The 21,457-nt window shown below is 61.2% G+C and carries 20 protein-coding genes and 1 pseudogene; 12 read left to right on the top strand and 9 right to left on the bottom strand.

The features are described 5' to 3' along the window. Positions 1–9: 9 nt before the first annotated feature. Genes F3K02_RS13370 through F3K02_RS13360 form a run of 3 tightly spaced genes read right to left on the bottom strand, consistent with a single transcriptional unit; the run spans position 10 to position 2,670 of the window. The gene (locus F3K02_RS13370; RefSeq protein ID WP_177136113.1) at positions 10–1,668 is read right to left on the bottom strand and encodes an acyl-CoA mutase large subunit family protein; all 1,659 of its coding nucleotides are present in this window, start codon (positions 1,666–1,668) and stop codon (positions 10–12) included. Then, a complete protein-coding gene (locus tag F3K02_RS13365) occupies positions 1,665–2,087 on the bottom strand; it encodes a cobalamin B12-binding domain-containing protein (protein WP_177136112.1) in 423 nt (140 codons plus the stop codon). Before F3K02_RS13365 ends, F3K02_RS13370 begins: the two co-directional genes overlap by 4 nt. Further along, on the bottom strand, positions 2,080–2,670 hold the full coding sequence (locus F3K02_RS13360) for a TetR/AcrR family transcriptional regulator (RefSeq protein WP_281362787.1): 591 nt from the start codon (positions 2,668–2,670) through the stop codon (positions 2,080–2,082). The genes F3K02_RS13365 and F3K02_RS13360 overlap by 8 nt, the downstream gene beginning before the upstream one ends. 507 nt (positions 2,671–3,177) lie before the next feature. On the opposite strand from F3K02_RS13360, the gene F3K02_RS13355 reads away from it, so the two are divergent. The 11 genes from F3K02_RS13355 to F3K02_RS13310 all read left to right on the top strand — a co-directional run bounded on the left by F3K02_RS13355 (position 3,178) and on the right by F3K02_RS13310 (position 13,351). Further along, positions 3,178–4,425: a thiolase family protein gene (locus tag F3K02_RS13355; RefSeq protein ID WP_177136110.1), complete on the top strand. Its 1,248-nt coding sequence runs from the start codon at positions 3,178–3,180 to the stop codon at positions 4,423–4,425. A gap of 88 nt (positions 4,426–4,513) precedes the next feature. Continuing rightward, positions 4,514–5,665 carry an ABC transporter substrate-binding protein gene (locus F3K02_RS13350; protein ID WP_177136109.1) on the top strand — a complete coding sequence of 384 codons (1,152 nt, stop codon included), beginning with the start codon at positions 4,514–4,516 and terminating at the stop codon, positions 5,663–5,665. Positions 5,666–5,679: 14 nt separating this feature from the next. Then, positions 5,680–6,537: a branched-chain amino acid ABC transporter permease gene (locus tag F3K02_RS13345; protein ID WP_177136108.1), complete on the top strand. Its 858-nt coding sequence runs from the start codon at positions 5,680–5,682 to the stop codon at positions 6,535–6,537. Next, positions 6,534–7,520: a branched-chain amino acid ABC transporter permease gene (locus F3K02_RS13340; RefSeq protein ID WP_177136107.1), complete on the top strand. Its 987-nt coding sequence runs from the start codon at positions 6,534–6,536 to the stop codon at positions 7,518–7,520. The genes F3K02_RS13345 and F3K02_RS13340 overlap by 4 nt, the downstream gene beginning before the upstream one ends. Continuing rightward, positions 7,517–8,260, top strand: a complete 744-nt coding sequence (locus tag F3K02_RS13335; protein WP_177136106.1) for an ABC transporter ATP-binding protein — start codon at positions 7,517–7,519, stop codon at positions 8,258–8,260. The genes F3K02_RS13340 and F3K02_RS13335 overlap by 4 nt, the downstream gene beginning before the upstream one ends. Continuing rightward, positions 8,250–8,960 (top strand): ABC transporter ATP-binding protein, encoded by a 711-nt coding sequence (locus F3K02_RS13330; RefSeq protein WP_246309444.1) that lies wholly within the window; start codon positions 8,250–8,252, stop codon positions 8,958–8,960. Before F3K02_RS13335 ends, F3K02_RS13330 begins: the two co-directional genes overlap by 11 nt. Positions 8,961–9,058: 98 nt before the next feature. Next, positions 9,059–9,667 (top strand): carboxymuconolactone decarboxylase family protein, encoded by a 609-nt coding sequence (locus F3K02_RS13325; RefSeq protein WP_177136105.1) that lies wholly within the window; start codon positions 9,059–9,061, stop codon positions 9,665–9,667. A gap of 51 nt (positions 9,668–9,718) precedes the next feature. Next, positions 9,719–9,871: a transposase gene (locus F3K02_RS27505; protein ID WP_343067086.1), complete on the top strand. Its 153-nt coding sequence runs from the start codon at positions 9,719–9,721 to the stop codon at positions 9,869–9,871. Beyond that, complete coding sequence (locus tag F3K02_RS13320; protein ID WP_343067085.1) at positions 9,838–11,241, top strand: IS3 family transposase; 1,404 nt, start codon at positions 9,838–9,840, stop codon at positions 11,239–11,241. Before F3K02_RS27505 ends, F3K02_RS13320 begins: the two co-directional genes overlap by 34 nt. A gap of 55 nt (positions 11,242–11,296) precedes the next feature. After that, complete coding sequence (locus tag F3K02_RS13315; protein ID WP_177136104.1) at positions 11,297–12,910, top strand: AMP-binding protein; 1,614 nt, start codon at positions 11,297–11,299, stop codon at positions 12,908–12,910. 135 nt (positions 12,911–13,045) lie between these two features. After that, entirely contained in the window at positions 13,046–13,351 is a 306-nt protein-coding gene (locus F3K02_RS13310) for a hypothetical protein (protein WP_177136103.1), read from the top strand. 114 nt (positions 13,352–13,465) lie between these two features. Here the strand turns inward: F3K02_RS13310 and F3K02_RS13305 are convergent, their stop codons facing one another. Beyond that, entirely contained in the window at positions 13,466–13,789 is a 324-nt protein-coding gene (locus tag F3K02_RS13305) for a helix-turn-helix domain-containing protein (RefSeq protein WP_177136102.1), read from the bottom strand. Between the two features lie 862 nt (positions 13,790–14,651). Between F3K02_RS13305 and F3K02_RS13300 the strand changes: the two genes are divergently transcribed. After that, a complete protein-coding gene (locus tag F3K02_RS13300; RefSeq protein ID WP_177136101.1) occupies positions 14,652–16,340 on the top strand; it encodes a phage integrase family protein in 1,689 nt (562 codons plus the stop codon). Between the two features lie 387 nt (positions 16,341–16,727). Here the strand turns inward: F3K02_RS13300 and F3K02_RS13295 are convergent. The 5 genes and pseudogenes from F3K02_RS13295 to F3K02_RS13275 form a co-directional block, all read right to left on the bottom strand. Continuing rightward, positions 16,728–17,366 (bottom strand): annotated as a pseudogene (locus tag F3K02_RS13295) (IS630 family transposase); the annotation flags it as partial. 30 nt (positions 17,367–17,396) lie between these two features. Further along, a protein-coding gene (locus F3K02_RS13290; RefSeq protein WP_177136100.1) for an IS3 family transposase occupies positions 17,397–18,553 on the bottom strand; the annotation gives its coding sequence in 2 pieces (ribosomal slippage) (positions 17,397–18,286 and positions 18,286–18,553; 1,158 coding nt in all). Positions 18,554–18,576: 23 nt separating this feature from the next. After that, positions 18,577–19,032: a helix-turn-helix domain-containing protein gene (locus F3K02_RS13285; protein ID WP_246309442.1), complete on the bottom strand. Its 456-nt coding sequence runs from the start codon at positions 19,030–19,032 to the stop codon at positions 18,577–18,579. 56 nt (positions 19,033–19,088) lie between these two features. Next, positions 19,089–20,180 (bottom strand): IS630 family transposase, encoded by a 1,092-nt coding sequence (locus F3K02_RS13280; protein WP_177136099.1) that lies wholly within the window; start codon positions 20,178–20,180, stop codon positions 19,089–19,091. Between the two features lie 55 nt (positions 20,181–20,235). After that, positions 20,236–21,414: an ATP-binding protein gene (locus F3K02_RS13275; RefSeq protein ID WP_177136098.1), complete on the bottom strand. Its 1,179-nt coding sequence runs from the start codon at positions 21,412–21,414 to the stop codon at positions 20,236–20,238. Positions 21,415–21,457 lie beyond the last annotated feature (43 nt).

The following is a 21,457-nucleotide window of genomic DNA, read 5'->3' as shown; positions in this document are numbered from 1 at the left end:
TCACGACGCTCACACCATCGTCAGCGGTTGTCCGAAGCCGAGTTCCTTACGCAAGGTGCCGCAGATCTCACCGTGGGTGGCGCCAACCTCTGCGGCCGCGACCACGTGCTCGAAGACGTTCGACTTGGGCGTGTTGGCCGACTTGGCCAGGGCGCTGATCGCCTTGTCGACGTCCGTGTTGGAACGCGATTTCTTGAAATCCGCCAGCCGCTGCAGGTACGACTGCATGCGTGCGGCGTCGGGGTACTCCAGCGAGGGGTAGGTCGCGGGGTCTTCCTCGACCTGGTAGGCATTGACGCCCACGATGGTCTGTTCGCCGGCGTCGACCTTCTTCTGGAAAGCCAGCGCGGATTCACCGATCATGCGCTGGACGATGCCTTTTTCCACCGCCTGGTACATGCCGCCGGCCTCGTCGATCATCGAAATGATCCCGTTGATCTTTGCCTCCATGTCGTTGGTGAGCGACTCCACGTAGTAGGAGCCGCCCAGCGGATCGATGACGTCGGTGAGGTGGGCCTCTTCCCGCAGGATATTCTGAGTGGCGACCGCGATGCGGGCGGCCTCGGCGGTGGGTGTGGAGAACACCTCGTCGTAGCCGTCCGTGTGGAGCGATTGCAGGCCGCCGAAGATGCCTGCCATCGCCTGCGTCGTGACCCGGGCCACGTTATTGAGCGGCTGCTGGCGGGTGAGGTCCACGCCCGAGGTTTGCCCATGGAATTTGAACCGCCAGGAGCGCGGATCCTTCGCGCCGAAACGCTCACGGCACAGCTTCGCCCAGATGCGCCGGCCGGCACGGAACTTGGCCACCTCTTCAAATAAGCTTACCGAGACATCGAAGAAGAACGTGAAGCGCGGGAGGAACTGGTCCGGGTCCATGCCACTGGCGATGCAGTCTTCCGCGTACTGGATGCCCGAACAGAGCGTGAAGGCCATGGCCTCGGCCGGGGTCGCGCCGGCCTGTTGCATGTGCTGCCCGACGATGGACAAGGGGTTCCAGCCCGGCACGTGCCTGTTCACGAACGCGATGTGATCCACGATGACCCGTCGCGCGCCCTGCAGCGCCAGGCGGAAGAACATGTGGTTCGCGACGAAGTGCGAGATGCAGTCGCTCTGGTTTGAGGTGCCCGTGATCCTGGTCCAGGGCACGCCGCGACGCTTGGCCACCGCCAGCTCGAACGCCAGCAGCGTGAAGGGCGAAGGGTCGTTCATGGCCGTGGAGAGATCGCCGATGGGCACGCCGTCGAGGGCGACCTGCATGTCTTCCACGTGGTTGATGACCGTTCCGCACGTACCAAGCAATTCCGACGGTACGCTGTCGGCGTCGTACCCACGGAACACCGAGTTGCATGGAATGAGCGACAAGGCGGACGCGCCCAGCTCGAGCATCTCCTTGACGCGCAGGTTGTAGTCTTCGGGAACGCCAAGCCCGATGAGCTGGCGCTGGGACCAACTGCGCCCCCGGTACATGGTGGAGTAGATGCCGCGTGTGTACGGGTACTGGCCGGGATACCCCAACGATTCCTCGTAGGTGCCGCCTTGATCCTGCGGGGTGTACAGCGGCTTGATGGCGATGCCCGACCGGTTGTGGATGGTGGCGTCTCCAACCACGCCTTTGGAGAACTCGGCTTCCCACCGCGCGTGGCCATTCACGCTGTGCTGGCTGCTCATGTCGATGCTCCTTGTATGGTGCGACGCTTTTCGGCAAGCGCCCGTACCGAAACGACAACATCGTCCAACGACGTGCCGGGATGAAATACCTCGGCCACGCCGCATTCCAGCAGCATCGCTTCGTCCTTGGCGGGCACGATGCCGCCGACGATGACCTGCACATCGGACAGCCCCGCCTCCCGCAGCGCCGCCACCAGCTTGGGCACGATGAGGTGATCGGTGGCAAGTGACGAGATGCCGATGACGTCGGCGTCCTCTTCCATCGTGAGCTTGACGACGGTGGGAATCTCCTGCCAGGGCGGGGTGTAGATCACCTCCATGCCCGCATCTCGGAGGCATGCCGCGATCACCCGGCTGCCCCGGTCGTGCCCATCAAAACCGATCTTTGTAACGATCACCCTAGGTGGACGTTCAGCCATGTTGTGTTTCCTTCACTAGCCCCACAAACTTGCGCGCGAGAACGCGTGGGGAGTCGCGTCCATCGGGGTTGAACCACAGCGTCGCCCAGTTGAGCGCGCCAATAAGCATCAAACGCAGGGCGCGTCGATCCGTACCCGCGGAGAGCGGCAACTGCGCCACGACAGTGCGGAACACCTGTTCGTAGGTGTCGCGAAGTTCCCGCAGGCGATTCGCCGCCTGGGGAATGTCGTCAGGCAAGACGCGGATCAGGACCTGGGCGTAGTCGCTGTCGCGCAAAACGGTTTCCAGATGAGCCTTGCACAGTGCCTCCAAGCGCGCCCACGGATCCGTTTCCCTCTCCACGGCTTCCACGGCCGCCTTCTCCAGCTCCAGCACGCCAGCCTGATAAACGGCGATCAGCAACTCTTCCTTGGAGGGGAAGTGGTAGTAGAGCGAGCCCGACAACATCTTGACTTCGACGGCGATGTCTCGCATGGAGGTCGCTGCATATCCACGGCGTGCGAAGAGGCGCGCGGCGGCGTCCAACAGTTCAGGCAATCGGTTGTCGGCTCGGGGTGACCGGGCAAGGCTGGGTCTGGACATAACAAGCAATCGTTCGTTAGGTGTATACTTTGAGGCAAAGCAGATGCGTTGTCAATAGCGGGTGTTGTCTCTCGCACTGAATTGGGGTGATCTTGTTTTTGATGCGGATCGTGGCGCTATTGCCCCCGGGTAAACACTGTGCTGGCGGTGCCGTTCGGGGAAGTCGCTTTCCTCGGCCATGTGGCGATGGGTCGCTTGATGGCGCAAAGGCGCACCATGTGCTCACGGCGCTCCCAAACGCTCCGGTTTCCGGGCGCGAGCGGGGGATTTCGATGTTGGTCAGGGCGCAATGAGGCCGGTGTCTCCTATGTAAACGGGTTTACCCGGAGACGATAGCGCAACGGATTGCACCGAAAACAAGATCACCCCAAGACCCTAAAAAATCTTGCCAAGCGGTGAGACAGGTGTTATTCTTTGGGAAAGCAAACGCTTGTTTTTCTAATTCTAGAAAGCAAACTAGGGTGCCACGCAACAGGACAACGTAGCAAACTAACGTGAAAGACAATAATGCGAGAAGTCTTCATCATTGGCAGTAGCTCGACGGTTTTTGGCAAGAGGACCGACACGACGCATCAGGTGCTTGCCGCTGAGGTCTTCGACGGCGTACTGAGTGACGTGTCAATGACCGACGGAGCCGAGATCACGTCGATCTGGTTCTCGAACTTCGGTATGCACCAGTTCGGCCAGGGTGGCATTCGCGGCCAAGTCTGCTTGACGCAGCAGATCAACAGTGGTGCTCTGCGTCGAAATACGCCGATTATGAACATTGAGAACGGCTGCGCGTCGGGCTCGTCGGCATTTGCCGGCGCCTGCAAGGACGTGCGCTCGGGTGACAGCGACATGGCCCTGGTGATCGGCCTAGAGAAGCTGCATCACGCCGATCCGACCGTGAACCGGTTTCATGTCCTCGAAGGCGGCATTGATCAGCTTGACCGTTCAATTTGGCAGACGTACTTCGGTGCGGCGGGGAAGCGTATCGGCAAGGCGTTCGAAACCTCGCCCGACCGTTCGATGTTTATGGACACCTATGGCATGCAGGCGGCATGGCACATGCAAAAGTATGGCACCACGAGGCAGCAGTTAGCGATCGCTGCAGCCAAGACGCACAACTTCGGCGCTGACAATCCGCGCGCCCAGTACCGGTTCCACATGACGCCGCAGCAGGTGTTGGAGGATCGGATGGTGTCGGATCCGCTTACGCGCGCGATGTGCTCGCCGATCGGCGATGGTGCGGCGGCGCTGCTGATCTGCTCTGGTGAGTACTTGCTGACGTGTCCGCCTGCCGTGCAGGAGCGGGCCGTCAAGGTGAAGGGTTACGGTGTGACGTCTGGGCGTTACCGCGATTTTGACGAGCCGGGGCTAACTGCCGAGGCTGCGCGCCGTGCGTACGCGATGGCCGGCGTTGGGCCCGAGGATATCGACTTGGTCGAGGTTCACGATGCATCAACGTTCTGCGAAATCTTTCAGGCCGAAATGTTGGGCTTTTGTCCGATCGGACAGGGTGGACGTCTTCACGAATCAGGCGAGACAGGACTGGGTGGCCGAATCCCGATGAACACCTCGGGGGGGCTAGTCTCGAAAGGTCACCCAATCGGCGCCACTGGAGTGTCAATGCTCACTGAGTTGGTCGAACAACTGCGCGGCGAAGCCGGCCCGCGGCAGGTTAAGGGTGCGCGACTGGCGCTGGCGGAAAGCGGTGGCGGAATCATGGGCTTCGACGAAGCTTGTTGCGTGGTTACCGTGTTGGAGGGATAAGACCGGGCGGGCGCTGCGATATCGTAGCGGTTGTCCGGATTCATTTTTTCGAAGAAAGGAAACTGCAATGCTTTCAAACATAATCCGCATGGGCACGCTGCTCGTTATCATGGTGCTGGTCACCGCGGAGGTCGCGGCCAAGGATGACGCCTTTCGTATCGGTGGCGTCGTGGCACTTTCCGGTACGTATGGTGTGATTGGCGAGGAGACGCGTAAAGGCGCGGAGCTTGCGATTGAGGTACGCGGTGGTAAGGTGCTCGGCGTGCCGATCCAGGCGATCTGGGAGGATTCGGAAACGAAGCCGCAGATCGCCGTGCAGAAAGCGACCATAGTGATTTCGAAGGGTGCCCACATGCTTCTTGGTGCAACTGCCTCCGGCGAGACGCTTGCCGTGATGAAGCAGGCCGAATTGCGCAAGATACCGATGCTGGTGACGGTCTCGGCCGACGACGACGTCACGGGAAAGCTGCGCAACCGCTACACGTTCCGTACGTCGAACGACGCGGCATCGGAAGTTAAAATGATCATTGAATACCTGCGTCAATCGAAGTACAAGAAGATATATGGTGTGGCGGCCGACTACGGCACGACGCGGGACATGCTAGCTGCCGTTAAGGCTGGCTTGGAGAAGGACGCGACATACGTCGGTGAGGACTTTCCCCCGTTCGGAAGCAAGGACTATGCAATTATTATTAACCGGATTGTCAGCTCTGGCGCAGACGCTGCTGTGATCATTACCGGGGGTTCGGATTCAATCACGTTCATGAAGCAGTCCGAGGAGATCAAGTTGCGCGAGAAGGTCAAATTCGTCGGCGCGATCCTCTCGGATGAAGCATTGGCAAAGGCTGCCGGTCCGGGCTCGCTCGGATCGATGTCGGCGGTTCGGTACCACTTCAGCCTCGATACGCCGGCCAACAAGGACTTCGTCGCACGTTTCAAGGCTAAGTACGGCGAGTATCCCACGCCGTTCGCCGGCGAGACGTACGACGGTCTGAGTTGGTGGCTTGATATGGTGGAGAAAACAGGGGTCTGGGACCGCGAGAAGTGGATTGATGCGTTCGAGACTAGCGTGCGCGAGAATTCGCTCGAGGGTCGAAAGATTATGCGGGCCTGCGACCATCAGGCGCAACAGATCGGCATTTTTGCCGAGACGGTCAAAGGTCAGGCACCACTGCCCGAGTACACGATGAAGATTCGGCGCGTATTCAAGGCCGAAGAGATAGCCCGTCCCTGCCCATAATACGAGGACCCTCGATGAGCATTATGCTGATCGGCCTGAGTATTGGCACGCTATTGTTTCTGCTGGCAGCCGGGCTTACGCTCGTTTTCGGTGTGCTGGGCGTCATCAATTTCGCCCACGGTGGGTATTTCATGCTCGGCGCCTACCTCGCTTACCAGTCGATAGAAACCTTCGGCTCCCTGTGGGCTGGGCTTCCGGTCGTGATCTTGGTCGCTGGCGCGCTTGGTGCTGTTCAGGAGCTTCTCACACTACGTCCGATCTACCGTCTGCCGCACGCGTTCCAGTTGCTTTCTACCTTTGGCGTTGCTCTGTGCATCGAAGCGGCGGTTCGGCTGGTCTGGGGGTACGACCAAAAGCCGGTCAACGCGCCGCCTTTACTGGCCAATGCGGTGGAGCTGTTCGGAATCAATGTTTCGTCATACCGCCTATTCATCATCGTTTTCGGTATCGTTGTGTGTGTGCTACTGTTCCTGTGGATCGAGCGGACCAGGACCGGCTTGGTGGTGCGTGCGGCCAGCACCAACAGCGACATGGTTGCGTGCATGGGGTTCAACGTGAACAGACTACGTACTGCGGTGGTCGCGGGTAGCGCCGCTTTAGCGGGTCTTGGTGGATTGATCGCCGCGCCACTGTTTCCGGTGCACCTTGGCATGGGCAAGAGCATCATCATCGACTGCTTCATCGTCGTGATTCTTGGCGGCTTGGGCAACATTACCGGCGCTATCGCCGCGGCACTGATGCTGGGCTTGTTCCAGGCCTTCGGTCAAAACTACTTCCCCGACTGGGTGCAGGTTGGCGTCCTGGTTCTGGTGCTGGTTGCGCTAATGCTGCGACCAGCAGGCCTATTCTCCCAGAAGGAGCGCGTAGCATGAATATGTCGGATCGGCAATCCAGCATTCCCAGTGTGCATGCTGCCCATATTCGCAGCTTCTTGGGCCTTGCGGTAGCCATCGCGCTGGTCTTGCTTCCGATCATGCTGACCAACGAGCGCGCCGTATATTTCGTATGCTTGGCAGTGATCTGGGCGATCTTCGCGGTTGGCTACGACTTCTTGTTCGGCGTAACCGGTCACCTGTCGTTCGGTCATGCGGCGTTTTTTGGCGGCGGCGCCTATGTGGCCGCTCTACTGATGATCAAGGTCAACCTACCGTTTTCAGTCGCGTTGCTCGGCGCCATGATAAGTATGGCGCTGGCAGCTTTTGTCTTTGGCCTCATTGCGCTACGCGCGTCGGGCATCCACTTCGCGCTGATCACGTTGTTGCTGGGAGAGTTGGTCTATGTGTTGGTGAGTGTAAAGCTGAGGCACATCACCGGTGGTTTCGACGGACTGTCCGGCGTACCCCGGCCGACATTCCTTGGGATCGACTTCTATGATGATCGTCGTTTTTGCGTGCTGGTCAACGTGATTGGTTTGATCTTGTTCGTGTTCGCGGTACGGGTGCGCGCGTCGCCACTTGGGCAAGTGCTGCACGGCATCAGGCAGAACCCGCTGCGGCTGCGGCAGATTGGCTTCAATGTGAGGGCCTACACACTCACGGCATTCATCTTGTCAGGCGCTTACGCCGGCGTGGCGGGCGCCCTGCTCGCATCGCTGATCATGTTCGTAGGCCCTGAACTGCTGCACTGGACGATCTCTGGCGAGGTCGTGATAATCACTGTTTTGGGTGGTCTGGGTACGGTGATCGGGCCTATTTTGGGTGTTGTGTCGGTCGAGGCGCTGCGGGAGGTTCTTAGTAGTTACACCACCGCGTGGCACGGCCTGCTGGGCCTGCTTTTTATCTTATTCTCGGTCGTTTTGCCGCGTGGCCTTTGGGGCCTGATTGCGGCAACCGTTCGTAAGGCGCGACGCACATGAGCAGCGCGGCACTCACCTGCGATACCGTTTCGGTGACCTATGGGTCGTTTAAGGCCCTCACAGACGTGTCAGTGTCTTTCAAGCGCGGGCGATTGTCAGCCATTATCGGTCCGAATGGTGCAGGGAAGACCACCTTTCTCAACGTGCTGACGGGCATCGTGCTGCCTACGCATGGTCGCGTGTTGTTCGGCGATCGTGACATCACGCGGCTGAATGTCGAGCGCAGGGCGTTGATCGGGATTGGGCGCAGCTTCCAGACTGTGAATATTTTCCCCGAAATGACAGTGGAAGAGAACCTGCGTCTGGCTGCGCAACGGCGCCTGTTTCGTTTCCAGCCATTCTTTCGTCCCGTCACGTCGTATACCACGCTCGCGGCGGCCGTCGCGGAGGTACTACCTCTTGTGCGACTCGCGCCATATGCGGGCGTCGAGGCCGGCAAGCTGTCGCATGGCAACCAACGTGCGCTTGAACTCGGTCTTACGATCATCGGACAGCCTGACATCATCCTGCTCGACGAACCGCTGGCCGGCATCGGGCGCGACGAAATCGTTCCGACTATGGAACTGTTACGCTCGATTGCGCGGAGCCGTACGATGATCCTAGTCGAACATAACATGGACGTGGTGATGAACTTAGCCGACGACATACTCGTTCTGGTAGGCGGGCGTGTGCTTAAGCGCGGCACGCCGACTGAAGTGCGATCAGATATGGCCGTCAAGGAGGCCTATCTTGGACGCTGATGTTCTCCTGCATGCCGACAACTTAAACGTCTTTTACGGTAAGGCGCAGGCACTGCACGATATTGACATCAATGTGCACGATGGTGAGATAGTGGCACTGGTTGGACGTAACGGGGTCGGAAAATCGACGCTGATCAAAAGCATCTGTGGGCTACTTCCGACCCGCGCCGGTCGACGCATGCTGCGGGGCCGAGACATTACCTCGGAGCCTCCCTATGTGACCGCTCGTCTCGGCATAGCCTACGTGCCAGACAATCGGCAAATTTTTCCGAACCTGACCACTGAGGAGAACCTTCGTTTGGCCACGATCCGGGCGCGGCCCGGGGCATGGTACCTCGACAGGGTCTACACGTTGTTTCCGCGTCTGCGGGAGCGTGCGTCGTTCGCAGGCCAAGTGCTGTCCGGCGGCGAGCAGCAGATGCTTGCCATCGGGCGTGCGCTGCTGTTGAACCCGGTCCTGTTGCTGCTTGACGAACCCACCGAGGGTCTCGCGCCCGTGGTAGTCGATCAGCTTGTTGACGCGCTACGAATTATTCATGCCGCGGGCGTCGCGATGCTCATCGTCGAACAAAACTTCCGGATGACCGAAGCGCTCGCGAGCCGCCAGTACGTGATGGATTCTGGCCGTATAGTGTGGTCTGGATCGACGGAGGAGTTTGGTAGTCAGCGCGCGGAAGTGGAGTCTCTTGTATTTTTTTGATGCAGTCCAAAGCGGTGGCTGAGGCACTGATACTTAAACCCGGCGCGGGCGCTTTGGAGAGCTGCCTGCCCCCCCCACGCACTAAAACGGAGATACTGATGACCAGATTGGACCCCCTGCCGCCCGGACTACTCGGACCTTGCGAATCCGCCCTCGGCCGCATCTACGAGATGGTGGGCTACCGACCCAACGCGCTTGCCACTATGGCGCGCAAGTCGACCGCACTGAATACGCTGCTGGCTTTGATCGGCAATGTATTTCGCGAGCCGGGTCGGCTGTCGTCCGGCTTCAAGTTTTTGATTGCTTATGTGGCCAGCGATGCGGCGAACTGTCCGTACTCGAGTTGCCATGCGGTGCATGCGGCTCACCACGGCGGCGAGACCGATGCGCGGGCGGAAGCCATTACTTCTTGGCGCGACAACGCGCTGTTTTCGTCGCGAGAAAGGGCGGCCTTCGAGCTCGCGCACGCAGCTGGAACTCTGCCGACGAAAGTGACCAACTACCACTTCGAGGTTCTCAGGATGCACTATGACGAGGAGGAAATCGCCGAGATTGCGATGAGCATCGCGCTTTTCGGATGGTTCAACCGCTGGAACAGCATGATGGCGACTGATCTTGAGACCGATCCGTATCGATATGCGGTGGAACATTTGGGCGGACACTGGACGCCCGGGCAGCATCGCGTGCCGCCCCCCGCGTCAGAATAGTTGTCGCCCCGATAGAACCAGAAACCAAGGGGGCGGCGATGAAGGACGCAAGTGGCTCGATACGGACAAGCATTCAAAGACAAAGCGGTGGCCAGACTGTTGCCGCCGGAGAGCGCAGCGACGCAAGTCGTTGCGCGCGAGGTTGGAGTTGCGGTGGGGACGCTGGATCGATGGCGCGAGGACGCGCGCGGCTTGAGGCCGTGATCACCACGGCGGCGATGGACGAGGCGGGCAAGAGCGTGTGGTGCCGCCAGCACGGTGTGTATCCCGGCGAGCTGGACAAGTGGCGGGGCCAATTGCACCGCCGCGCTGGCCGAGCCCGAAGAGGCGCGCGCCAGCCCGCAGGCCACGCGGGCCGACAGGAAGCGCATCAAGGAGTTGGAGCGCGACCTGCTGCGCAAGGACCGTGCCCTGGCCGAGACCGCAGCGCTGCTGGTCCTGTCAAAAAAAGTCGCGGCGATCTTCAACAAAGGCGAGGACGAATGATCGGCCTCGAAGATCGCCAAGTGCTGGCCCAAGACATCCACATTGCCCACGGTGCAGGCGCGCGCTTGCGCCCGGCCTGCGAGGTCGCCGGCATTGACCTGCGCACCCTGCAGCGCTGGAAGGCCCGTGAGGGCCTCGTAGCGGGCGATGGCAGGCCGCAAGCCGTGCGTCCCACACCCGGCCATGCCTTGAGCCAGGCCGAGCGTGCGCAGCTGCTTGAGGTGGCCAACGAGCCGCGCTTTGCCGCCGTACCGCCGGCGCGCATCGTTCCCATGCTGGCCGATGAGGGCTGCTACCTGGCCAGTGAATCGAGCTTCGCGCGCGTGCTGCGTGAGCACGGGCAGAACGCTCACCGCGGGCGCGCCAAGGCGCCCAAGGCGGTGCGCCCGCCCACCACCCACATTGCCGCCGCTGTGCGCCAAGTGTGGTGCTGGGACATGACCTATCTGCCGGCCATCGTGCTGGGTCGCTGGTTCCACCTGTACCTGATCCTGGACTTGTACAGTCGCAAGATCGTGGGCTGGGAGGTGCACGACAGCGATGACTCCGACCATGCCGTGCACCTGGTGCGTCGCACGGCGCTGGCCGAGGGCATCGCCATGATGACGCCCCGGCCGGTGCTGCACGGGGACAATGGCTCTACGCTCAAGGCCACCACGGTGCTGGCGATGCTCAACTGGCTGGGGATCGATCCCTCGTACTCGCGTCCGCGCGTGAGTGACGACAACGCCTACGCCGAGTCGCTGTTTCGCACCGCCAAGTACCGCCCCGAGTTCCCGGCCAAGGGCTTTGCCACGCTGGAGGAGGCGCGCGCCTGGGCGGCCGACTTCGTGCGCTGGTACAACTTCGAGCATCGCCACAGCGGGATTCGCTACGTCAGTCCGGCGCAGCGCCATGCCGGCGAGGACCACGCGATCCTTGCCGCCCGACATGAGCTGTACACCCGCGCTCGCCAACTCAACCCGGCGCGCTGGTCCGGCAAGACTCGCAACTGGACGCCCATCGGCGCCGTGACGCTCAACCCTGAACGCGACTCGATCATCAAGGCGCACTCGGGCTATACCGATCAACAGCCGTTGGCTGCATGAATAAGGCAACAACTACCTTGACGCGCGCCGGCCGACAACAGCCTGAGGTACCAATATGAGTAACTTTTACATCAAATTTCGCGACACCGCGCTGCGCGCGGGCGAGGCAGCATTCCTATGTGTACCGCCCAAGGTGGACCGCGACTACGACCGTGAAGGAAGGACGATCAGCTACGCACAAGCGTTGCAGTCCGTTGACGCACTTGCGGATTTATACGCGACGTCAGGGCTGTCAGGCCGACGCGTGGCGTTGTTGCTAGAGAACCGCCCGGACCACTTTCTGCACCTACTGGCTGCTAACGCTGCACGCGTGAGTGTTGTCCCTCTCAACCCTGACTATCTTGCAAACGAATTCGCGTACGTGCTGGACCATGCCGAAGTCTGCTGTGTGATTGGAACCGGGCGACGTTTCCAGGACCTTGCAATCGTCTGTCAGCAGGATGAACGCCGCATCCCGATCATTGATGCGATGGCTTTGCCGGACCGACTTCCTGTCAAGGAGCGGTCAGGCACGGGCATTGGGTCGGCCAGCGCTCTTGTTACTACAGGCGAGGCGTTGGTGATTTATACTTCGGGTACTACCGGTCATCCGAAGGGTTGCATCATTTCCAACGAATGCTGTCTTGCGGCCGGCGAATGCTATGCGTCCATCGGAGGGGCCATGACACTGCGCGAAGGTGAAGATCGGCTCTACGTGCCGCTTCCTACGTATCACGCCAATGCAACTGTGATTGCCATGAATGCGATGATCCGAACGGCCAACTGCTTAATCTTGCCCGACCGTTTTCACGCAGGGGATTGGTGGGGTGACCTAATTCACACCGGCGCGACTGCAGTGCATTATCTTGGAATTATCCCGCCAATTCTATTGAAGGCAGCACCATCCGCGCGTGACCGTCAGCACCGGGTGCGTTTCGGTTTTGGCGCAGGCGTCGCGCCGGAACTGCATGCCGCGTTTGAGTCACGTTTCGGGTTTCCGCTCGTTGAAGGATGGGGCATGACTGAAACCGGTCGTATCATCGTCGATGCTCAGGAGCCACGCCTAATCGCGACACGGGCGATCGGTTGTGCCGCCGATCCTCTTGAGGTAAAAGTCGTTGACGACGCAGATGTCGCGGTCGGACTCGACGTGCCCGGCGAGTTGCTGGTGCGCTGTAAGGGCGAGGACCCGCGACGCGGATTCTTCGGAGGTTATCTGAAAGACGATCCGGCGACCGAGGCTGCATGGCGCGGTGGCTGGTTTCACACCGGCGACATAGTCACGTGCGATGCCAGTGGCCGACTGTTTTTCGTTGAGCGGCGCAAGAACATCATTCGCCGCTCCGGCGAAAACATCTCTGCCGCCGAGGTTGAAGGGGTGCTCTCCGACTTACCGTTCGTCGCAAGCGTCGCAGTGATCGGAATTGAGGACGACATGCGCGATGAGGAAGTGATGGCCTGCGTTGTGCTCGTCAACGGCGCTGCACCGACCGCAGTTGTGGCGATGGGTCTGTTCGAAGCGGCGCGAGGTCGACTGGCATACTTCAAGCTTCCAGGCTGGGTCGTGTTCGTGGACACGATCCCGGTGACCGGAACGCAAAAAATACGCAAGGGAGTTATCTTTCCACAGTACGCCGACCCACGGAAGCATCCGCATGCCTATGACCTTCGGTACATGAAGAAGCGATAGAGTCATACAGAGGAGGGACTTGCAGAATTCGACAAACCAGTCGAATTAACCGCTGCTTGAGGCAAAAAAAAGATGCGGGCACCGCCTAAAAGGCTGGAAGATCAGGGTATCGAATCATGAACTTGATGCCCGCCCATGAATACTACCCTGAGTCCCGTTACCGTCCAAAGATTTTCTGCCTTGCAAGGTGAACTCATAGGACTGGTGGAGCTTGACTACACGGGACTCACGCCCAAACTCGAACAAATCATTCGCGCCTTCGAGTTCACGCAAATCGAGTTGGCGGTCTACCGTGATCGGGGCTACGCACAAGGTCGTGGCGTGGGGCAACCCGAGGCGGATCGCTGCGCGCTGGCCTGTGCATTCCTGGCCAAGGCGGTACTGGACTTGAAGACCACGCGAGCGCTGATAGATCGTAAGCGTCTGGCCGTGGCATCTTGAGATGATCCGGCTTGCGCGTGAGGATCGCATCCATGGCGAACATGGTGGATGCGGTTTGGTCGAAGGCTGCGGCGTTTGCCGGTCGCTGGCTCAGCGTCGCCGTACTGATCGTGTTCATTCTCGCTGGAGCGGCGGGCGCCCCGGCGCGGCGCCCGGGGTCGCGCCGGTCGACCTCAGCCTGCAGGCTGCCACCGGTGGGGCAGCAAAGCGCTCGCGCACCGAGACGGCTATGCGCGCGTTGCTTGGGACGCCCCAGCGCTTGGAGACCGCCCCCTTGGGGCCGTCCAGGCGGATGCGGCGCACCAGCCGTTTGACCTGGCGCACCGACACGTTCAGCCACGCCGCGGCGTCCGCCTGGGCCATCGTGCGCTCGATGACATGCATGATCACCGCATACCGGTCCGCCTCCTTCAAACTCATCGCTACCGCCTCGGCCATGATCGCCCCAATAAGCCAAAGGGGACATTTGAATCTGGGCCAAAGGGGACATTACGACTTTGCGCTGTCATCCCGACGCCCGCTGTTGTCTCTCCCTTTCTTTCCCCGCGGTGAAGTCACGCAGTTTTGTGATGTGAGTCCGGCGACCGGCCGCATTGGCCCACCGGGTGGCGCAATGCGAAGGCGGTGACGCAAAGGGGAAGGCGGCAAGAGAAGCGGCCCGGGGGATGCCGGGCCGTTGAGGTCAGGATATAGCGGCTGGCGCCGCTCGATCAGAACGGGTCGTCGAACGGCGGCAGCGGCACTGGCGGCGATGCGGCGCGCGCGTGACAGCGCGATTGCTGGCGCTGCCAACGCCACGCCTGAGGGCCGTAGTGATGTTGCACGGCCTCAAGGGGTGATCTTGTTTTTGATGCGGATCGTGGCGCTATTGCCCCCGGGTAAACACTGTGCTGGCGGTGCCGTTCGGGGAAGTCGCTTTCCTCGGCCATGTGGGGGTGATCTTGTTTTCGGTGCAATCCGTTGCGCTATCGTCTCCGGGTAAACCCGTTTACATAGGAGACACCGGCCTCATTGCGCCCTGACCAACATCGAAATCCCCCGCTCGCGCCCGGAAACCGGAGCGTTTGGGAGCGCCGTGAGCACATGGTGCGCCTTTGCGCCATCAAGCGACCCATCGCCACATGGCCGAGGAAAGCGACTTCCCCGAACGGCACCGCCAGCACAGTGTTTACCCGGGGGCAATAGCGCCACGATCCGCATCAAAAACAAGATCACCCCCTGAAACGCTCTTTCTCCAGACGCCGCTATTGCGATAATCTTTCTTATCGCAATAGACGTGTCAGTCGGCTAAACTGGCGAAGTGAAAAGTAGCCAGCTCTCCAAGCCGCCAGAATTCCCCAGCGCCACTGACTTGGCGGCGCTGCGCGCCTGGTACGCGGGTCTGAACGCGCGAGAGGCGGTCGTGCAGTACCTCGGGCATGGCAAGGCGAATGGCCAGTCCTCCCGCGCGATGCTGGGCGAGATCCGGCGCCGGCTCGTCCGCTACGCGCGCGAGCGGCACCGGGAAGACCTGGCCGGCCTGCTGGAACACCCGGCAGCCGCGCGCGCTCTGCACGCCCGCGCGGTCCTGAATGGGATCGAAATGCTGCGGCATCTGCCGGCGCCCGCGCCGCTGGTGACCGACGGGGTCGAGCACTGGCTGCCGGCGCGCGCCGCTCGTGCCATCAAGGCACACGGCTTCAAGACCTTGGCCGAGCTGACGGTGCGAATTCCGCGGCGCCGGCGCTGGTGGACGGCCGTTGCCGGCCTGGGCGCCACCGGCGCCCGGCAGGTCGAAGCGTTCTTCGCCGCGCATCCGCAGCTCACGCAGCAGGCCCGTGCGCTGGTGCCCGTGGGAGCCCCGGAAGACGTGGTGCCTTGGGAAAGAATGCGCGTGCCCCATGAGGTCGACGGTTCGCGCGGCACTTTTCGCGCGCCCATGGCCACCTGCACGCTGGACGCAAACAACGACTACGAGGCCGTACGGGCCTGGCTGGCGCTGCACGAGTCGGCCGCAACCCAGCGGGCCTACCGCAAGGAGGCCGAGCGGCTGATTCTCTGGGCCGTCGTCGAGCGCGGCCGCGCGCTGTCCTCGCTGACCACCGAGGACGCGGTCGCCTATCGTGCCTTCCTGCGGCACCCGGCGCCCCGGGGACGCTGGATCGGCCCAGCACGGCCGCGTTCGTCGCCGGAGTGGCGACCGTTTACCGGCGGCCTGTCCGCGCGCTCGGTGGCCTACGCCCTGTCGGTCGTGGGTGCGATGTTCCGTTGGCTGATCCAGCAGCGCTACTTGCTGGCCAACCCGTTCGCCGGCATCAAGGTGCGCGGCGCATCGCGCTCTGAATCGTTGGCCGTCACACGGGTCTTCGGGGAGGGCGAATGGTCGCTGATTCAGGCGGTGGCCGAAGGACTGGAGTGGGGGCACGGGTGGCAAGCGCTGGCGGCACAGCGCCTTCGGTTCGTGCTGGACTTCGCCTATGCCACGGGCCTGCGCATCGGCGAGTTGGTCGGTGCCACGCTGGGGCAGATCGAGATCGACCCGCATGGTGATCATTGGCTACATCTGGTGGGTAAGGGAAGCAAGTCCGGCAAGGTGGCGCTGCCGCCGCTTGCCCGCTCGGCGCTGGACCGCTACCTGATGCAACGCAAGTTGCCGATCACGCCGGCGCGATGGAATCCGCGCACACCGCTCATTGGCAACCTCGATCAGGAGGACGCAGCGGGCATCACGGCCACGCGGCTGTGGAGTGTCATGCGGCGCTTCTTCACTAAGGTGGCCGAAGTCATTGAGAAGGACAGTCCGGCCACAGCAGAGAAGCTTCGCCGAGCCAGCCCGCACTGGATGCGGCACACACATGCCACGCATGCGCTGGCACGCGGGGCCGAATTGACCACCGTGCGGGACAACCTGCGGCACGCGTCGATTTCGACCACCTCGATCTACCTGCACGGCGATGAGGTCAAGCGAGCACGGCAGATGGGGACAGCATTCTCGGCGCGAGCCCGGTGATGTCGCTCGGGAAGGCGGCTCCGTGGGCGGTGCCGCCAGCCCCACGTCGACCTCACCTTGCAGCGAACCGCAACCCTCAAAACGCACCAATTTGCACGGGAAGGACGACGTGCGGGAAATTCAGATTTTTTCTAAGTTATTGATTTTAAAGAAGCTTCTTTTGCAAAGCGCACCAATTTGCACGAAAAGGACGATCACCCCTAATTGACAGCTGACATTAATACTGTACTGTGTATTGTAATAATCAGTGTTACGTCACTTTACCAAACGAACCAAACCACCGAAGTGGTACACAACCGAAAACCTGTCACCAGAAACTGGGGGGCAGCCGTTCGCAGATAGAAACACTTGGCAAGGCAGGCCCATCCGCGCTCCACGACGCGGACACTAGTGGACTGTAACGATTGAATCGGGAGTGATGCGTCGTGACAGATCACAGTACTTCCACTTCACTGGCTTGGGCTGCTCGTTGTACTTGCGGATGTATCGCATGAGCTTCCTCTTCAAGTCAGGCACGGACGTGAAGACGCCGCGTGCGATGACATCGCGTTCGATCTTGGCAAACCACAACTCCACTTGGTTGAGCCAGGACGAGTACGTTGGCGTGAAGTGCATATGGACGTTGCTGTGCGTTTCCAGAAATGCACCGACCTGCTTGGTCTTGTGGGCCGAGAGGTTGTCGGCAATGACGTGGATTTCTTTGCCCTTGGGCTGGTTGGCCACGATGTCGGTGAGAAACGCCACGAACTCGGCCGAGGTGTGGCGCGTGGCAGTCTTGCCCAGCACCTCGCCGGTCTTGGTGTTGAAGGCGGCGTACAACGACAGCGTGCCGTGGCGGAAATACTCGAAGCCATGGCGCTCGGCGCGCCCTGGCGACAGCGGCAGCACCGGGTCCAGCCGGTTGAGCGCCTGAATCGCGGTCTTCTCATCGACGCTGAACACCACAGCGTTCTGCGGAGGGTTCAGGTACAACCCGATAACATCAGCCGCCTTGCTCTCGAAGTCCGGATCATTGGAGGTCAGATTGGGCTTCCCCCAGTTTCCCGGACGGTTTGCTTAGCCCGTTAAGCCTTGCTCAAAGTCGACCGGGCTGAGGAAGTCTAGCTTTGAGTGTTTGCGCACCGGGTTGTAGAAGCGCTCGATGTAGTCGAACACATCGGACCTTGCTTCTTCCCTCGTTCGGTAGACCTTGCGGCTGAGCCGTTCGGTCTTCATCGACGAGAAGAAGCTCTCCATCGCGGCGTTGTCCCAGCATTCACCACGACGGCTCATGCTGCAGGTGATGCCCTGTGCCTTGAGCAACTGCTGGAAGTCGTCGCTGGTGTATTGACTGCCCTGGTCCGAGTGGTGCATCAACGAGCTGGGTTTGCCGCGTCGCCATAGAGCCATCAACAAAGCGTCGCTCACCATCTTGGCCTGCATGGTGTCGCTCATCGACCACCCCACGATGCGGCGTGAGTACAGGTCCATCACCGCTGCCGCATACAGCCAGCCCTCGGCCGTCCAGATGTAGGTGAAGTCGGCCACCCACTTCTGGTTCGGACCACTGGCCTCGAAGTCCCGCTGCAGATGATTGGGCGCAATGTGGTTCTCAAGCCTGCTACCCGTATCGCCAGGCAGCCTGCGTCGCTTGTGGCGGGCTTGCAGCTTGGCCTGGTGCATCAGGCGAATGACCCGGTTCATACCGCAGCTCTCGCCCAGCGCTCGAAGGTCGTGCCAGACGCGTGGACTGCCGTAGGTTCGGTCGCTGAGCTCGAAGCTTTCTCGGATGAGGCGGGTGAGCCTGGCGTCGTCCTGGCTGCGCTGGCTCGGCGCTCTGCCCATCCATTCGTAGAAGCCGCTGTGGGAGACCGCCAGAACCCGGCACATGGTGCGGGTGGGCCAGACACTACGATGCCGCGCGATGAAGCCGTACTTCACTGCGGGTCCTTGGCAAAGTAGCCGAGCGCTTTTTTTAGGATGTCGCGCTCCGTGGTCACGCGGCGCAACTCGCGTTGCAACCTCTCCACCTCGGTGGCGGCTTCACTGCGCAATGGGCGGTTGGGTCTGAGGTCCAACACACCGCCGCGCTCTTGGGTGACCCAACGTCTGAGTACGCTGGCCTCGATACCCAGGTCCCGCGCAATGTGCGTGACGTTGGCGCCTGGCTGCTTGCACAGCTTCACGGCCTCACGTTTGAATTCGTCCGTGAAGCTCCTTCGGGTTCTTGCCATGTCTATCTCCTGAACACATCATGTCATTGGATGTGTCCGGGAAACTGGGGGAAGCCCAGATAGCCTTCGAGCAAGTGCGGCTTGATGCCGTGCTTGGCCCAGATGCGCGCCACGGTCATGTGCGAGATGTCCCCGCCCAACTCAGCGGCCAGCTTGCGCGAAGACCAGTGAGTGGAGCCGTCAGCCGGCTTGTGTTTGGTGGTGCGTGCCAGCACCCGAGCTTCCAGCCGATCAGTCACCTTGTAGCGCTCGCGCCCAGCGTGGCGAGAGAACAGGCCGGCCAGACGGTCAGCTTCAAACCGCTTGCTCCACCGATCGATGTAGCTGTCGCTGCAGTCGAGCTTGGAGCGGATCTCCGACCAGGTAAGCCCGTCGGCCAGCAGCAAGATCAACCGCGCGTGCCGCGCCGCATCGGCTCGTCCATTCCGCGTGGCTACTTGCTGTTGAAGTTCCATGCGCTCGCTCTTGGTGAGTTTCATCGCAACCTCCAGTGGAATGGTTGCCATGATACTTCCCTTTTAAACGTTACAGTCCACTAGTGTCCTGTCCCACTGATACGTGAACAAAGTCGATGCAGCTTTTCAAGGATGGAATCGGCAGTGGCGGTCCACCTGAACGGCTGGCAGTTCTCGTTGTGAGCGGTAACGAAGTGGTCGATGCGTTGCACGAGTTGTTTGACGCTGGTGAACGAACCGCGCCGAATGGCCTTGTCGGTGATCAGCGCGAAGAAGCGCTCGACCTGATTGAGCCAAGAGCTGTAGGTCGGGATGAAGTGCATGTGCCAGCGCGGCCGCGCGGCCAGCCAGGCTTTGATCTTGGGATGGCTGTGGGTGGCGTAGTTGTCGCAGATGCAGTGAATGTCCAGCTCTGCGGGTACGGCCTTGTCGATCTCGCGCAGGAAACACAGGAACTCCTGGTGCCGATGGCGGGGCTTGCAGGCGGCCAGCACCGCGCCGTTGAGCACGTTCAGGGCTGCGAACAGCGTGGTCGTGCCATGGCGCTTGTAGTCGTGGGTGACGCCCTCGACGTAGCCAAACCCCATGGGCAGCATCGGCTGGGTGCGCTCCAGCGCCTGGCACTGGCTCTTCTCATCCACGCAGATCACCAGCGCGTTGTCCGGCGGACTCAGGTACAGACCGACCACATCGCGCAGCTTCTCGATGAAGAATGGGTCGGTGGAGAGCTTGAAGCTCTCGGTGCGGTGCGGTTGCAGGCCAAAGAGCTGAAAGTAGCGCGCCACGCTGCTCTTGGAGATGCCGGTTTCATTGGCCACGGTGCGCACGCTCCAGTGCGTCGAGCCGTTGGCCGGCTTGGTGTGCAGCGTGGTCTTGATCAACTGCGCCACGCGCTCGTCGTCGATCGTGCGCGGCTTGCCCGGGCGCACATCGTCGTACAGGCCAGCGATGCGTCGTTCGATGAAACGCGTGCGCCATTTGCCCACGGTGGCTTTTGTCAGCGCCAGGCGCTCGGCGATGGCGTTGTTGGGCTCGCCGTCGGCACTGCTCAGGACGATGCGCGCCCGCGCGCTCAAGGCTGCAGGCAGCGAGCGACTGCGCGCAAACGACTGCAACTGCGCACGCTCTTGCTCGCTCAACAACAATTGAATCTTCGGTCTGCCAGTTCTCATCGCGGTATCTCCGTTCCCAAGATACCGCATCGGCATGCACGATTAATGCCAGTTATTAACGGGACAGAATACTAGCTGGTGGTGCCAGTGTCGCGACGTGTTCGCGCCAGGCCTGCTGTACAAACGGATCCGTCACGGCATACAGCCCGTATCCTTTGCGGAAGATGACGTTGTAGTCCTGCAGCAGCTGGGCGATGCGCTGGACCTGATCGGCTGTGACCTCGCGTCCGATAGCGCTTGAGTAGTTGGCCAATGCTGCTGCAGCAAACAGGCCACTGGCGTTTTCCTCGGCCTTGGCGATGTGGTGAAACACTGCGCATGCGAGGTTGCCCAGCTCCTCGATTTTCTTGATTTCCATGTCCGCCGCGGCTTCCTTGAGCGTGGTGGCGATCACAGGAAGGTACTGGTCGGCCTCGTGGTTCTGGTAGCGCTGCAGGGTGCGCAGCGCGCGCAGCAATTCTTCTGGGCGGCGGCCGAGCAGCCCGAAAGCCTGGCTGGCCACCGGGGGGCTGGGGATGACCTTCACGCCCTCTTGCTGCAGGGTTTTGAGCACGTGTTGGACGTAGTCCTCGCCCAGTGTCGGGTATTCGACTGAGGTGGCACCCTCGAAGGCGTTTTTGCCTTGCACCGTCATGCCCTGGACCTGGGCGCGGTGCGACCCGGTGCCGATGAAGATGAAGTGGCCGGGTGTATTGGGGCGAGCGTTGACGGCATCTCGTGCAGCTTTGAAGGACTGCATGAGCGCCATGCCGGCATCCGAGGTGAGCATGTGCTGGACCTCATCGACGATGAAGACCAGATCGGTCTTGGCCTGGTCGATGATTTCCTTGGCGGCCTGGGCAATGGTCACGCCGGCTGGCGTGCCCAGGTCTGCAACTTCGAAGCCGAACGTGAAGCCGGCGACGCCAATATCCAGGCCTTTGAGTCCTTGGAGGCGAGCGCGCAGTCCAGCTGGTGGGGTTTGCAGATCCTGCAGCGCTGAGCGCATGGCGGCGTGGATGAGCGTGGCGGGGTCGACGCTGACATCGGACCAGAGGTCGACGTAGATCACCAGTGCGCCGGCGTTCTCCAGTGCCGGGATCAGGTCCTGGAGCAAAAAGGTGGTTTTCCCGGTGCGACGCAGGCCAGAGAGGAACAGGCCCGAGCGCAGGCCCTGGTCGAGGACGCCGGGGCTCAGCAGTCGCTTGGCCATGTCGTGGGCCAGATCAGGGCGGTGATAGATGTCGGCGTTCATAGTTCAAGTTATTCTATTGTGCTAATTAGCGATTTTGCCTAAG

The sequence above is a fragment of the Hydrogenophaga aromaticivorans genome (assembly GCF_013387465.1).
In the GTDB taxonomy this organism is placed as follows: Bacteria; Pseudomonadota; Gammaproteobacteria; order Burkholderiales; family Burkholderiaceae_C; genus Hydrogenophaga; species Hydrogenophaga aromaticivorans.
Note: the sequence above shows the minus strand (reverse complement) of the source record. Positions and strands in the feature narration are given on the sequence as shown.